The sequence below is a fragment of the Mycobacteroides chelonae genome, from assembly GCF_016767715.1.
GTDB lineage: Bacteria > Actinomycetota > Actinomycetes > Mycobacteriales > Mycobacteriaceae > Mycobacterium > Mycobacterium gwanakae.
This window is the reverse complement of the sequence record NZ_CP050145.1, coordinates 3,652,897-3,666,764: the sequence shown is the minus strand read 5'-3', so window position 1 is coordinate 3,666,764 and position 13,868 is coordinate 3,652,897. Positions and strand designations below refer to the sequence as shown.

Here is a 13,868-nt window from a genome sequence, read left to right as displayed (position 1 = left end):
TATGTGGACGTGACTCGGGTGCTGGCGGTAGCCAATCAAAAGGGTGGGGTGGCCAAAACCACGACGGTCGCGTCCCTCGGCGCGGCATTGGCCCAGGCCGGCAAGAAGGTGCTGCTGGTTGACCTCGACCCACAGGGCTGTCTGACGTTCTCGTTGGGGCAGGATCCGGACCGCCTGGGGGTCTCGGTGCACGAGGTGCTGCTGGGGCAGGCCGATATCAAGGAGGCGCTGCTCACCACCGCCGAGGATCTGACGCTGCTACCTGCGAACATTGACCTGGCCGGCGCCGAGGCGATGCTGCTGATGCGGGCGGGACGCGAGTACGCGCTGAAGCGGGCGCTCGAATCGCTGGGGGACGACTTCGATGTGGTGATCATCGACTGCCCGCCCTCCCTGGGGGTGCTGACACTGAATGGTTTGACGGCGGCCGATTCGGTGATGGTGCCGCTGCAGTGCGAGACCCTGGCGCATCGAGGTGTCGGACAGTTCCTGCGGACGGTGACCGACGTACAGCAGATCACCAACCCCGGGCTGACGCTGTTGGGTGCGCTGCCCACCTTGTACGACTCGCGGACCACGCACAGTCGCGATGTGCTGTTGGACGTGGCCGACCGTTACGAGCTGCCGGTGCTCGCGCCGCCGATTCCCCGAACGGTGCGCTTCGCCGAGGCGAGCGCCTCGGGCGCCTCAGTGCTCGCTGGCCGCAAGAACAAGGGCGCGCTGGCCTATCGCGAGCTGGCGCAGAGCCTGGTGAAGCACTGGAAGAGCGGCAAGGCCATGCCGACCTTCACCCCGCCGGTGGACTGAGTCGGGCACTCCGCGCGGGCGGGTTATCCCAACGCGAAGACTCGCGACCCCCGCTGCTCCACCAACGTGTTGCCGACCACGGCGCTGATGACAGGACCCTTTTCGTCGGCCGGATCACGGTGTACGGCAATGGATTTCCGGAATTCTCCGGTGGTCATGTTGAAGACGTCGATCCCGCCCTCGACGGGGATCAGTAACTCACCGGCCATGGCCGTACCTGGCCCCAGTGGCTTCTTGGTGGTGGGCAGGACGAATCGGTAGGAGAGATCGAAGCCGCCCAGCACCAGCACCTGATTGCCCGTCCACCAGGTGACGACGTCGCCGGCCTGGGCGGCGGTGTTGGACTGGACCACCTCGCCCGGTAGGGCTGTCGCGCCGACGCGCATGCCGTGGTCGTCGAAGACCACCAGCTCATTGTGCGTGCCGGGCAGATACACGGCCGACCGGGTGTCCGCGACCGCGAGCACCTTCGCCGCGGAGCCGCGCTCGACTCCGGGCAGCGCCGCCGAGTAGAGCTCCTCGGGCTTGTCGTTGTCTTTTGGTGTGGGCTTTTGCAGCGTCAGCCGCAGGGTGGAGTCCTGCGGGCAGGTTTCCAGCACCGCGAGCACGCTGGACCCGACGGCACCCGATTTCAGCGTGCAGTCCACGCGGGGCTGGCTATTGGGGTTCAGGGGAGCGACGACTCGCCCGTACTCCAGGGTGCGCACCATGTCCGAACGCCACAGTTCCAGCCGCGTACTGCCGAGCGCCAGCACGTAGGTGCCGTCGGTCGACAACGAGACCTTCGGGTCATTGGGGCTGCTGCGCAGCGGGCCCCGGCGGCCGGTCTGTCCGTCGATCATCGTGACCTGGCCGCATCCGCGTGCGTCTCGGTAGACGGCCACCGCGTCGTCGATGAAGCCGATCGCGCCGCACAGATCGAGATTGCGGCGCGCGTAAGACCACAGTTGGGCCCCGGTTACCGGGTCATGGGCCACTACTTCGTGTCCGTCGGCGCTGACGACCGCACCGCTGGCGATGACCGGCCCCTTCGTGGCTCCACTGGAGGCGGACCATAGTTCGCGCACTGAGTCGGGAACCCGGGTAGCACTCATCGGGCGCTTGATGTCCCCGGCTGCGGGATGGCTGACGGTGGCGCGGGCGTCGCTGGTCCACCAGATCGTGACACCGGTAACGGCGACCACCACGGCGATCACCGCCGCAGCAATGATGTCGGCCCGTGTGCGCCGCTCCGGTGCGATCACGCCGTGGCGGTGGTGGCAGCGGCCGCGTTCGGACGCCGACGGCGGCGGCGACGGCGCGCAGCAGCAGGCTGGTCGCCTTCTGCGGTAGCCACTGCCGCGGGCGCTTCGGCCACCGCACCGTCGGCGGGCTCGCCCGCGCGGGTACGCCGACGGGTGCGGGTCCGCTTGGGCTTGTCGCCTTCGGTGCGCTCGGCCCGGGGCTCACGGCGCTTCGGTCCGCCGGCGAACTTGGGACCGACCGAACCGGTCACATCGGCGGGGATGTTCAGCTCGGTGAACAAATGCGGTGAGGTGGAATAGGTTTCGTCGGGGTCGGGCACGCCGAGGCCGAGTGCCTTGTCGATCAGCTGCCAGCGTGCGATGTCATCCCAGTCGACGAGGGTGACCGCGATGCCGGTGCGCCCGGCACGACCGGTGCGTCCGATGCGGTGCACATAGGTCTTGTCGTCCTCGGGGCACTGGTAGTTGATGACGTGGGTGACATCGTCGATGTCGATGCCGCGGGCGGCCACGTCGGTTGCGACCAGCACGGTGATCTCACCGGAGCGGAACGCGGACAGCGCCTTTTCGCGCGCGATCTGACCGAGGTCACCATGTACCGCGCCGACGACGAAACCGCGCTCGGCCAGCTCGTCGGAGACCTTCTGGGCGGTGCGCTTGGTACGGGTGAAGATCATGGTGGCGCCGCGGCCCTCGGCCTGCAGGATGCGGCTGACCAACTCGATCTTGTCCAGCGCGTGTGCGCGGTACACGAATTGCTCGGTTGAGTCGTGCACCGACGACGAGTGGGGCGCCTCGGCCCGGATATGGGTCGGACGATTCATGAACGTGCGGGCCAGGGTGATGATGGCATCGGGCATGGTGGCCGAGAACAGCATCGACTGCCGCCCCGACTCGGCGGACGGCGCCAGCGCCAGAATGCGCTCGATATCGGGCAGGAAGCCCAGATCCAGCATCTCGTCGGCCTCGTCGAGCACCAGCATCGCCAGGCCACCCAGCTGCAGGTGACCCTGCTGTGCCAGGTCGAGCAGGCGTCCGGGCGTCCCGACAACGACATCGGCGCCGGCGCGCAGGGACTCGATCTGCGCCTCGTACGGGCGTCCGCCGTAGATGGAGACGACGCTGAAGTCGCGGTCGCCGGCCGACAGGTACTTGGATGCCTTGATGAGGTCTTCGTAGACCTGGATGCACAGCTCGCGGGTCGGCACCACGACCAGGGCGCGCGGGGTGCCGTTGAGCGGCCGGTCCTCGACGCCGGTGGCGATGCGGTGCAGCAGCGGGACGCCGAATGCGTAGGTCTTGCCCATACCGGTGCGGGCCTGGCCGATGAGGTCGGAGCCGCCGAGGGCGAGGGGAAGGGTGAGCTCCTGGATGGCGAACGGATGCTCGATTCCGACCTCGCGTAGGGCGCGAACGATCTCGTCGCGGACCCCGAGCTGGGCAAAGGTGTGTTCGATGTGACTCATGGGGGTGTACGTACCTTTCGTGTTTTCGCTCAGCGCGCACGATCGGTAGGTCGGATTCCTAGGATTCCAAGGGGCCGGGCTCGCGTCTATCGGCGAGGGCAGCACGTGCACGCACATTTCCTGTGGGAGAAATCCCTGGGTGCTTCGTGGTCAGGGCGTTCGTCCTGCGACCATGGTAGCGGGTGAGCTGCGTTTTTCCGATTCGCCGTGCTTTGCCGCGCAGATCGGTGTTCTGCCGCGGGCCCCCGACTAGAGTTCCAGGCATGAGTACGGACCTCGATCCTCCCGGCGTCAATCAGCTGTTCGCGGTGATCGCGTACGGCGAGATCGCGGCGTTCTACCGGTTGACCGACGAGTCCAAGATGGCGCCCGATTTGGCCAGCAAGATCGCGATCGCCAGCATGGCGGCCTCGCAGATGCGTCACTACGAGGTACTGCGGGATGCGATGGAGGCCAACGGAGTTGACGTGCTGGCGGCCATGGAGCCGTACGTCAAGACCCTGGAGAACTACCACTCGCTGACGCTGCCGCGGACCTGGCTGGAGGCCATGGTGAAGGCGTACATCGGCGACTCGCTGGCAGCCGACTTCTATGGCGAGGTCGTGGCCTCGTTACCGGGTGAATCGGCGGCGGTTCTCAAGTCGGTGCTGGGTACCACGGGGCACTCGGAATTCGTTATCGCTCAGGTGCGTGAGGCCGTCAAGGACAACCCGCAGCAGCGCAACCGGCTCACCCTGTGGGGGCGGCGGCTGCTGGGTGAGGCGGTGACGCAGGCGCAGCACGTGCTGGCTGGGCACGATGAGCTGGCCGAGCTGGTGATGTCCGGTGATGCCGGTTTGGGCAACCTCAACGAGTTCTTCGAGCGGCTGCAGAAGGCGCACACCGAGCGGATGGCCGTCCTCGGGCTCGCGTAGCGGCGAGAGCTACTTGGCGCAGCGCGCGATGATGCTGTTGCTGCTCTGCACCGCCAGTATCTGACTCTCGCTATTGGTAATCGAGCAGTTGACCTGGCTCGCGAAGCTCGTCGCGGTGATCGAGCCGCCGGTGATACCGGGGCTCGGGGTCACGATCATCGTCCAGGGCAGTGAGGCGCCGAGCACGGTGCGTGTTGTGCCGTTGCCGTCGGTGTAGGTGATGGTGAGCAGATCGCCCGGCGTCTGGTTACCCGTCACGTAGTACGCGAATGCCGCGGGAGTGATCGGCCGCTGGCCTTCCGGCGGAAGCATCGGGTTCGACGGGGGAGGCTCGGGCGGCGGCGCCTCGGTGGACGGCGCGGTGGACGGCGTCTCCTGCACAGGCGTGCTCGTCACGGTTGTCGTCGATGGTGGCGTCGATGTCGCCGAGGGCGGCGGCGGGGGCGCGGTGGTGGTCACCGGAGTCAGCGAGGGCACGGGTGTGGTGATGGCGGCGGCCGGCGGCTTGTCCTCGCCGCCACTGAGCACGACCGCCGTCGCGATGACGGCGATTGCCAGCACGGCTCCGGCGATGGACGCGACCCATTTCCAGTTCTCGTTGGAACCCGGGGGCCGGTACTCGAAGTCCTCATCGAGACCCGAGTACTCGCGGTACTGCGGGGTCGTCTGGGAGTCGTACGGGTCGTCGTAGGGCTCGTAGTCGCTCGAGTACCGAGAATCTCCGCGATAACCGACCATGATCAGCGCTTCCTCTCAGCCCCAAATCAAATGTGAAATCTGATGCTGATGTTACTGCTGTGACTTAAGGACTGGCACGATCATGCGAGGTGTGTCGGCGTGAAGCGCGTCGGCTAACCTCGTCGATACGAGCTCAATGGCGGCTCAACAACTTGGAAAGGTGTCCCCGTGGAGATCAAGATCGGTGTCACAGATAGCCCGCGCGAGCTGGTCATTTCGAGCGATCAGACCCCGGCTGACGTCGAAAAGGTCGTATCCGCGGCGCTGGCCAAGGAATCGGATGTGCTGAACCTCACCGACCAGAAGGGCCGCAAGTACCTGATCTCGGCGGCCCGGATCGCCTACGTGGAAATCGGCGTTGCCGACGCGCGACGCGTCGGCTTCAGCGGCTAGTCCAGCGGCTGCAGCGGAACGTGTGAGAGCCCGCCCCAGGCAAACCCGACGGTGGCGTTGACCGCGTCGTCCTTGGAGATGGGCTTCTCGTTGTCCAGCCAGTAGCGGGCGCTCACCTGACTGATCCCGACCAGGCCCACGGCCACCATGCGGGCATGGTGGGGGTCCAGTCCGGAATCGTGGCTGACCAGGTCGAAGACCGCGTCGGTGCAGGCGCTGATGGCGCCCTCGACGCGCTCGGTGACCTGTGGGACGCCCACCAGATCGTTTTCGAAGATCAGCCGGTACCCCTGGCTGTCGTGCTCGACGAAGTCAAAGAACGCCATCACGGCGGCGCGCAGCCGCTGGCGGTTGTCGGTGGTGGTGCGCAACGCCTGTCGCACACTGGAAACCAGATTGTCGGCATGCTTGTGCAGCACCTCGAGGTACAGCTCCAGCTTGCTCGGAAAGTGTTGGTACAGAACAGGTTTGCTTACGCCCGCGCGTTCTGCGATCTCATCCATTCCGGCTGCGTGGTAACCGCGGTCGACGAATATCTCGCTGGCAGAGCCCACCAGTTGGCCGCGGCGCTCGTCGCGTGGCAGCCGTCCACCACGCCGCGCATTTCCCTGAGTCGAATCTTGCGTCGCCACCGTCGAGTTCACCGTGCCTCGACGCCCGGCCAGATTCGCAAGATCACGCATGTCCTTATCCTCTGCGCACACACGACTTGATGGTCGCGCACGCCACCTCACTCAGCCGGCTATTCAATCCGCCTGAACCCGAACTACAGACAGTACTCCTGGCATCCGGCGGCGTGCCCGAGGCGGGATGGCCTGTCGCTATGCCATCCTTGCCCGGTGACCTACGACCGGCACCAATGGGCGCATAATCGTAGGTCCATGCCAGAAACCATGAGTCGACTCCCCGTGCAGGAGTCCTCCGAACGCTACGAGCCACTGCGCGCCCAGCGCGATCCGCTCGCCGAGGGAAGCGGACGCATCCGTTCCGATCGGCGCGATCGCGACCGCTGGCGCAAGCAGACCTGGCTCGGTCGTTTCATCTCCACCTATGGGTGGCGCGCGTACGCCATCCCGTTGCTGGTCGGGTTGACCGTCTTCGTCGGCTACCAAACCGTCACGCAGCGTGAACCCTCACATGCGGGTACCGGCCCCAACGAGCCCGTCGCCGATCCGCCATCCATTGGCGCGCTGGGTGACGCGATCATTGGCGCTCCGCCCAAGGGCCTCACCCAGTTCGACGCGACCCTGCCCACCGGCGTGCTGCCGGAGGGGGAGTCGTTCACCGAGGCCGGCGCCAAGTCCTGGCACGTCGTACCGGGTACGACACCCCAGATCGGGACGGGTGCGGCGAAGGTGTTCGCGTACACCATCGAGGTCGAAGACGGCATCGACACCATGGGATTCGGTGGTGACGATCTCTTCGCGCGCATGGTGACCGAGACACTGGCCAGCCAGAAGAGCTGGACGCATAACCCGCAGTTCGGGTTCGTCCGGATCGACTCCGGCACACCTGATTTCCGGATCTCACTGACCTCGCCGGCGACGGTGCGCGAGGGCTGCGGCTATGAGATACAGCTCGAGGCGTCGTGCTACAACCCGCGATACGGCGAAAACGGTGACCGGCGCGTGTTCATCAACGAAGCGCGGTGGGTACGCGGTGCGGTGCCGTTCCAGGGCGACATCACCTCGTACCGCCAGTACGTCATCAACCACGAAGTCGGACATGCCATCGGTTATCGGGTTCACGAACCGTGTGAGCAGGACCAGCAGCTGGCGCCGGTGATGATGCAGCAGACATTCAGCACCAACAACAATGACGCGGCGAAGTTCGACGCGGATTCGATCAAGCCCGACGGCAAGAGCTGCCGCACGAATCCCTGGCCGTATCCGATTCCGTAGCGGCAGTCCCGGCTCGGGAAGGGTTGGCATCCCGATACTGTTGATGCAGCTGTAGCCCTTTCAGACAGCCCTGAGGAATTCGAGTTACAGGAGTCACGGTGCCCACATTGCCGCCGTTGGTAAGTCCCGCCGCCGATCTGACCCGCGAGGAAGTCGCGCGGTACAGCCGGCATCTGATCATCCCTGACCTGGGCGTCGATGGGCAGAAGCGACTCAAGAATGCCAAGGTGCTCGTCATCGGTGCGGGCGGCCTCGGATCTCCGACACTCTTGTACCTGGCCGCCGCGGGTGTCGGCACCATCGGCATCGTCGAGTTCGACGTTGTCGACGAGTCCAACCTGCAGCGCCAAATCATCCACGGCCAGTCCGATATCGGCCGGTCCAAAGCGCAGAGTGCGCGTGACTCGGTGCTGGAGATCAATCCGCTGGTCGAGGTGCGGTTGCATGAGCTGCGTCTGGAACCCGATAACGCGGTGAACTTGTTCTCGCAGTACGACCTGATCCTGGATGGCACCGACAACTTCGCGACGCGCTACCTGGTGAACGACGCCGCGGTGCTCGCACACAAGCCCTACGTGTGGGGCTCGATCTACCGTTTCGAGGGGCAGGTATCGGTCTTCTGGGAGGACGCGCCCGACGGGCTCGGCTTGAACTATCGCGACTTGTACCCCGAGCCGCCGCCTCCGGGCATGGTGCCGTCCTGCGCGGAGGGCGGCGTGCTGGGCATCCTGTGCGCATCCATCGCCTCGGTGATGGGTACCGAGGCCATCAAGCTGATCACCGGGATCGGTGACTCCTTGCTCGGCCGGCTCATGGTGTACGACGCGCTCGACATGACTTACCGCACCATCAAGATCCGTAAGGATCCGGCCACGCCGAAGATCACCGAGCTCATCGACTATGACGCGTTCTGCGGCGTGATCAGCGACGAGGCCTCGGCTGCGGTGGCAGATTCCACAATTACCCCCCGTGAACTGCGCGAATTGCTCGACGCCGACAAGAAGGTGGCGCTGATCGACGTGCGCGAGCCGGTCGAATGGGACATCGTCCACATCGACGGTGCCGAGCTGGTGCCCAAGTCGACCCTGGAGTCCGGTGCCGGCCTTGCCAAGCTGCCGCAGGACCGTCAGGCGGTGCTGTACTGCAAGACGGGGATTCGGTCGGCAGAGGCGCTTGTGGCCGTCAAGAAGGCGGGTTTCGCGGACGCGGTACACCTCCAGGGCGGCATTGCGGCCTGGGCCAAACAGGTGGACCCCGACATGGTCATGTACTGATCGATGGAAACCAGCAACAGCCACGTATTGCGGGACTTCCCATCTGTGACTGCCGACACGAACTCCGAGCGAACACAATCCAGTTCATCGCAGGCGGTAACGTATCCCGCGTGACTGTGGACCGCCCACCCGAGCACGTGCTCGCGACTTACGGGCTCAGCGGCGTCAAACCAGTCCAGCTAGGCCCGACATGGGAGGGTGGCTGGCGCTGCGGTGAAGTGGTGTTGTCACTGGTAGCGGATCATGCGCGTGCCGCATGGTCCGCCAAGGTGCGCGACACCCTGTTCATCGACGGGGTGCGGTTGGCCCGGCCGGTTCGCTCCACCGACGGACGCTATGTCGTATCGGGTTGGCGTGCGGACACATTCGTTGCGGGTGCGCCCGAGCCCCGGCACGACGAGGTCGTGTCGCTGTCGGTGCGCCTCCATGAGGCCACTTCCAAGCTGGAACGTCCCCGATTCTTGACCCAGCCTCCCGTGGCGCCCTGGGCCGATGTCGATGTGTTCATCGCGGCCGATCGTGCGGCCTGGGAAGACCGGCCGCTGCAATCCTGGCCCTCTGCTGCCCGGGTGTCGCCCGGCTCGCCCGATGGCCAGCGATCCATCGATCTGATCAACCAATTGGCGAGTCTGCGGCGGCCCACCAAGAGTCCACCGCAGCTGGTCCACGGCGACTTGTATGGCACCGTGCTTTTCGCGGGCGCGGCCGCGCCCGGTATCACCGACATCACCCCCTACTGGCGTCCCGCGTCCTGGGCGGCAGGTGTCGCGGTGGTGGACGCACTGTCCTGGGGCGACGCGGACGACGGTCTTATCGAACGCTGGGCGACCTTGCCGGAGTGGCCGCAGATGCTGTTGCGGGCCTTGATCTTCCGGCTGGCCGTGCACGCACTGCACCCCCGTTCGTCGGCACAGTCCTTCCCGGGGCTGGCGCGCACCGCGGCTCTGGTGCGGCTCACGCTGTAACGCGCATCACTTTCGAGCCTGGATGTGACGCGTTCGGGGACCCTCACCGCGACATGACAGACTCATGTGAGCGAGATGTGATGGCTCGGTCATCGCCAGCAGCGCCGCTGCAACAAGATTTTTCTACCTTGCTTGCATGGCGAACAACACGGCAGCAGCCCCAATTGCACGGCGCGGACGCTGGATTGAGAACTGGGATCCGGAGGATGTCGCCGCCTGGGAAAACGGCGGTGCGAAAGTGGCGCGGCGCAACCTGATCTGGTCGGTGGTCGCCGAACACGTCGGATTCTCAGTTTGGTCCATCTGGTCGGTGATGGTTCTGTTCATGCCGCAGAACGTCTATCACATCGACGCGGCCGGAAAGTTCTTCCTGGTGGCCATGCCCACCCTGGTTGGTGCCGTGCTGCGGCTGCCGTACACCTTCGCCACCGCATGGTTCGGCGGGCGTAACTGGACCATCTTCAGTGCCCTGGTGCTGGCGGTGCCGACCTCACTCACCTTGTACTTCATGGCGCACCCGGAAACGTCGTACACCACCTTCATGATCGTGGCGGCGGTCGCGGGATTCGGTGGTGGAAACTTCGCCTCCTCGATGACCAACATCAATGCCTTTTACCCGCAACGGTTCAAGGGCTGGGCGCTGGGCCTCAACGCGGGTGGCGGGAACATCGGCGTCCCGGTGATTCAGGTGCTCGGCCTGCTCGTCATCGCCACCGCCGGGAACCGTTCACCGCACTGGGTGGCGGGTATCTACCTCGTGCTGATCGCCTTCGCCGCCGTGGGTGCGGCGCTGTTCATGGACAACCTGGCGAACCAGAAGACCGACGGCCGCTCGCTCATCAACGTGATGAAGTACCGGGATTCGTGGATCATCGCCTTCCTGTACATCGGCACCTTCGGGTCCTTCATCGGGTTCAGCTTCGCGTTCGGGCAGGTGCTGCAGCTGAACTTCCTTGCCGGGCTCGCTCACAGCGGCCTGACGCCGGCGCAGGCGGCGGCGCAGGCATCGCTGCACGCCGCGCAGATCGCGTTCATCGGGCCGCTGCTCGGCTCGCTGGCCCGACCGTTCGGCGGCTGGCTTTCGGACCGCACGGGTGGCGGCAAGATCTCGCTGTACGCCTTTGTCGCGATGATCTTCGGCGCGGGCATCCTGGTGTCCGCCGGAACCATCGACGACCGCACGGCCGGCGCGCCCTCCGGAGCCATCATGACCGCCTACGTCGTGGGCTTTATCGTCCTGTTCGTCGTCTCCGGAATCGGTAATGGCTCGGTGTACAAGATGATTCCGTCGATCTTCGCCGCCAAGGCGCATAGCGCCGGGCTCGATGAAACCTGGTCGCGAACCATGTCCGGTGCCTTGATCGGTGTGGCCGGAGCCATCGGCGCCCTCGGTGGTGTGGCCATCAACCTGGTGCTGCGTGCCTCCTACCTCAGCGCCGCAAAGTCGGCCACCATGGCGTTCTGGGTGTTCCTCGCCTTCTATGTGGTCTGCGCGGCGGTCACCTGGTACGCCTACGTGCGGCGCCCGGTGGGAGTTCCGGTGCCGGTAGTTCTCGATTCCAAAGACGAAGTGGCGGTGTGAAAGTCATGAACAAGAAAGTCGTCGTCATCGGCCACGGAATGGTCGGCCACCGATTTGTCCAGGTGCTTCGCGAGCGTGACGCCACCGATCAGTGGCAGGTCACCGTCCTCGGCGAGGAATCCGACGCCGCGTACGACCGCGTGGCGCTGTCCTCGTACATCGAGAGCTGGGACCGGGACTCGCTGGCGCTCACCGGAAACAGCTATACCGATGACCCCATGGTGACTCTTCATCTCGGCGACCGGGTGGTCGGCATCGACCGGGCCGGGCAGACGGTCACCACCGAAGCCGGCACCGTCCTGGACTATGACGCACTGGTGATGGCCACCGGTTCATACCCGTTTGTGCCCCCGGTGCCCGGTGGCGACGCCGACGGTTGCTTCGTCTACCGCACCATGGATGATCTGGATGCCATCAAGGCCGTCGCCGACAAGTCGCCGGGTGCTGCGGGTGTCGTCATCGGCGGTGGCCTGCTCGGCTTGGAGGCTGCGAATGCGTTGCGCCTCATGGGGTTGGCCCCGCATGTCGTGGAGCTCAATCCTCGCCTCATGCACCTGCAGGTCGACGAGGGTGGCGGTGCCCTGCTCACCCGGCTGGTCACCGACCTCGGACTGACGGTGCACACCAGTGTGTCCACGGCGGCCATCGAGAAGGCAGAAGACGGAACGCTGTCCGTACAGCTGTCGGACGGGTCCACGATCGACGCCTCGGTGCTGGTGTTTTCGGCGGGCATCCGGCCGCGTGATGAGCTGGCCAGGGAATGCGGGCTTGAGTTGGCCGAACGCGGAGGCATCTTCACCGATGCCGGTTGCCAGACAAGCGATCTGCACATCTATGCGATCGGTGAAGTAGCCGCCATCGAAGGTCGTTGCTATGGGCTCGTCGCGCCCGGGTACACCACCGCCGAGATTGTCGCGGACCGGCTACTCGGCGGCACTTCCGAGTTTCCGGGCGCCGATCTGTCCACCAAGCTCAAGTTGCTCGGGGTGGATGTTGCCAGTTTCGGCGATGCCCACGGTACCTCCGACGGTGCCCTGGAGGTCGTCTTCAATGACGCAACCAAGGGCACCTATGCCAAGCTTGTGGTCTCCGATGATGCGCGAACTCTGTTGGGCGGCATCCTCGTCGGTGATGCCAGCGCCTACGGCACCCTGCGGCCCATGCTGGGCCGGGAATTGCCGGCAGACCCGGCCGCACTGATCGCGCCCTCGGGTGCGGAGATCGGCGTCGGCGCACTGCCCGATGACGCGCAGATCTGCTCGTGCAACGCGGTGACCAAGGGTGCGATCTGCAGTGCTATCTGTGAGGGCGCCACCGATGTGCCGGCTCTCAAGGCGGCCACCTGCGCCGGAACATCCTGCGGTAGCTGCATTCCGATGCTCAAGCAGATCCTGGCCGCTCAGGGTGTCGAGCAGTCCAAGGCACTGTGCGAGCATTTCGCACAGTCGCGCGCCGAGCTGTTCCAAGTGGTGCAGGTGACCGGGATCCGGACCTTCTCGGAGCTGATTGCCAAGCACGGCACGGGAACCGGCTGCGACATCTGCAAGCCCACGGTCGCGTCCATCTTGGCCTCCACGTCCAGCGATCACATTCTGGAAGGGGAGCAGGCCGCGCTGCAAGACACCAACGACCACTTCCTGGCCAACATGCAGAAGAACGGCACCTATTCAGTGGTGCCGCGTCTGCCGGGCGGCGAAGTGACTCCGGAGAAGCTCATCGTCATCGGCGAAGTAGCAAAGGAATTCGGGCTGTACACCAAGATCACCGGTGGTCAGCGCATCGATCTCTTTGGTGCTCGCGTCGAACAGCTCCCGCTGATCTGGAAGCGGCTCATCGACGCCGGTATGGAATCCGGGCAGGCTTACGGCAAGTCCCTGCGCACCGTGAAGAGTTGCGTGGGTTCGACGTGGTGCCGGTACGGGGTTCAGGATTCGGTGGGCATGGCCGTCGAACTCGAGTTGCGCTATCGCGGACTGCGTTCCCCGCACAAGCTCAAGATGGGCGTGTCTGGATGTGCCCGCGAATGCGCCGAGGCCCGGGGCAAGGACGTTGGCGTCATTGCCACCGAGAACGGTTGGAACCTCTATGTCGGAGGTAACGGTGGCGCCACCCCGGCGCATGCCAAACTGCTCGCCGGAGATCTGGATTCGGAGACGCTGATCAAATACATCGACCGCTACTTGATGTTCTACATCCGCACCGCGGACCGGCTGCAGCGCACGGCGCCGTGGCAGGAGGCGATCGAGGGTGGCCTCGATCACATCCGGGCCGTGGTGTGCGAGGACTCGCTTGGTATCGCCGATGACCTGGAGGCCGCCATGGCCCGCCACGTTGAGGGCTATTCCGATGAATGGGCGGCCGTCCTGGCCGACGAGAGCAAGCTGCGCCGATTCGTGTCGTTCGTGAACGCGCCCGAGGAACTCGATTCCACCATCGCATTCGACGACAGCGGTCCGCGGAAGGTACCGGTGCTGTTGGGTACTCCGGGATTCAGGTCTGCCGCCGAGTCCGCAACGTAGCGGGCCGGTGGGGGTAATACTCGGGTAACACAACTCGGGTAGACATGACATACACAACGAGAAGG

12 protein-coding genes are annotated in these 13,868 nt (G+C 65.3%); 8 read left to right on the top strand and 4 right to left on the bottom strand.

Going from position 1 to position 13,868, the window contains the following annotated elements; all coding sequences use genetic code 11:
- Window positions 1–9: 9 nt before the first annotated feature.
- The gene (locus HBA99_RS18065; RefSeq protein ID WP_030096939.1) at window positions 10–807 is read left to right on the top strand and encodes a ParA family protein; all 798 of its coding nucleotides are present in this window, start codon (window positions 10–12) and stop codon (window positions 805–807) included.
- A gap of 23 nt (window positions 808–830) precedes the next feature.
- Here HBA99_RS18065 and HBA99_RS18060 read toward each other — a convergent pair whose 3' ends face one another.
- Together HBA99_RS18060 and HBA99_RS18055 are read right to left on the bottom strand one after the other, a co-directional pair.
- Complete coding sequence (locus HBA99_RS18060) at window positions 831–2,051, bottom strand: Rv3212 family protein (protein ID WP_070915156.1); 1,221 nt, start codon at window positions 2,049–2,051, stop codon at window positions 831–833.
- Window positions 2,048–3,517: a DEAD/DEAH box helicase gene (locus HBA99_RS18055; protein ID WP_057964416.1), complete on the bottom strand. Its 1,470-nt coding sequence runs from the start codon at window positions 3,515–3,517 to the stop codon at window positions 2,048–2,050. Before HBA99_RS18055 ends, HBA99_RS18060 begins: the two co-directional genes overlap by 4 nt.
- A gap of 263 nt (window positions 3,518–3,780) precedes the next feature.
- On the opposite strand from HBA99_RS18055, the gene HBA99_RS18050 reads away from it, so the two are divergent.
- The gene (locus tag HBA99_RS18050) at window positions 3,781–4,431 is read left to right on the top strand and encodes a ferritin-like fold-containing protein (RefSeq protein ID WP_030096942.1); all 651 of its coding nucleotides are present in this window, start codon (window positions 3,781–3,783) and stop codon (window positions 4,429–4,431) included.
- A gap of 9 nt (window positions 4,432–4,440) precedes the next feature.
- On the opposite strand, the gene HBA99_RS18045 is transcribed toward HBA99_RS18050, so the two are convergent.
- Complete coding sequence (locus HBA99_RS18045; RefSeq protein WP_030096943.1) at window positions 4,441–5,169, bottom strand: MmpS family transport accessory protein; 729 nt, start codon at window positions 5,167–5,169, stop codon at window positions 4,441–4,443.
- Between the two features lie 168 nt (window positions 5,170–5,337).
- Between HBA99_RS18045 and HBA99_RS18040 the strand changes: the two genes are divergently transcribed.
- Window positions 5,338–5,562 carry a DUF3107 domain-containing protein gene (locus tag HBA99_RS18040; protein ID WP_030096944.1) on the top strand — a complete coding sequence of 75 codons (225 nt, stop codon included), beginning with the start codon at window positions 5,338–5,340 and terminating at the stop codon, window positions 5,560–5,562.
- On the opposite strand, the gene HBA99_RS18035 is transcribed toward HBA99_RS18040, so the two are convergent.
- Entirely contained in the window at window positions 5,559–6,245 is a 687-nt protein-coding gene (locus HBA99_RS18035; protein ID WP_046255945.1) for an HTH-type transcriptional activator FasR, read from the bottom strand. The two genes, HBA99_RS18040 and HBA99_RS18035, sit on opposite strands and share 4 nt — an antisense overlap.
- 198 nt (window positions 6,246–6,443) lie before the next feature.
- On the opposite strand from HBA99_RS18035, the gene HBA99_RS18030 reads away from it, so the two are divergent.
- The 5 genes from HBA99_RS18030 (at window position 6,444) to nirB (ending at window position 13,803) form a co-directional block, all read left to right on the top strand.
- Window positions 6,444–7,463, top strand: a complete 1,020-nt coding sequence (locus tag HBA99_RS18030) for a DUF3152 domain-containing protein (RefSeq protein WP_044105209.1) — start codon at window positions 6,444–6,446, stop codon at window positions 7,461–7,463.
- Between the two features lie 107 nt (window positions 7,464–7,570).
- A complete protein-coding gene (gene moeZ / locus HBA99_RS18025) occupies window positions 7,571–8,737 on the top strand; it encodes an adenylyltransferase/sulfurtransferase MoeZ (RefSeq protein ID WP_196325715.1) in 1,167 nt (388 codons plus the stop codon).
- Between the two features lie 110 nt (window positions 8,738–8,847).
- Window positions 8,848–9,702 (top strand): TIGR02569 family protein, encoded by an 855-nt coding sequence (locus HBA99_RS18020; RefSeq protein ID WP_030096948.1) that lies wholly within the window; start codon window positions 8,848–8,850, stop codon window positions 9,700–9,702.
- Between the two features lie 136 nt (window positions 9,703–9,838).
- Complete coding sequence (locus HBA99_RS18015) at window positions 9,839–11,284, top strand: nitrate/nitrite transporter (RefSeq protein WP_030096949.1); 1,446 nt, start codon at window positions 9,839–9,841, stop codon at window positions 11,282–11,284.
- A gap of 5 nt (window positions 11,285–11,289) precedes the next feature.
- Complete coding sequence (nirB, locus tag HBA99_RS18010; protein ID WP_057966894.1) at window positions 11,290–13,803, top strand: nitrite reductase large subunit NirB; 2,514 nt, start codon at window positions 11,290–11,292, stop codon at window positions 13,801–13,803.
- The last annotated feature ends 65 nt before the right edge of the window (window positions 13,804–13,868 follow it).

What these genes read in the sequence shown, in the direction of transcription:
- HBA99_RS18055 (WP_057964416.1), bottom strand. Translation starts at nt 3,517, where the DNA reads ATGAGTCACATCGAACACACCTTTGCCCAGCTCGGGGTCCGCGACGAG.
- HBA99_RS18050 (WP_030096942.1), top strand. Translation starts at nt 3,781, where the DNA reads ATGAGTACGGACCTCGATCCTCCCGGCGTCAATCAGCTGTTCGCGGTG.
- HBA99_RS18045 (WP_030096943.1), bottom strand. Translation starts at nt 5,169, where the DNA reads ATGGTCGGTTATCGCGGAGATTCTCGGTACTCGAGCGACTACGAGCCC.
- HBA99_RS18035 (WP_046255945.1), bottom strand. Translation starts at nt 6,245, where the DNA reads ATGCGTGATCTTGCGAATCTGGCCGGGCGTCGAGGCACGGTGAACTCG.
- HBA99_RS18030 (WP_044105209.1), top strand. Translation starts at nt 6,444, where the DNA reads ATGCCAGAAACCATGAGTCGACTCCCCGTGCAGGAGTCCTCCGAACGC.
- HBA99_RS18015 (WP_030096949.1), top strand. Translation starts at nt 9,839, where the DNA reads ATGGCGAACAACACGGCAGCAGCCCCAATTGCACGGCGCGGACGCTGG.
- nirB (WP_057966894.1), top strand. Translation starts at nt 11,290, where the DNA reads ATGAACAAGAAAGTCGTCGTCATCGGCCACGGAATGGTCGGCCACCGA.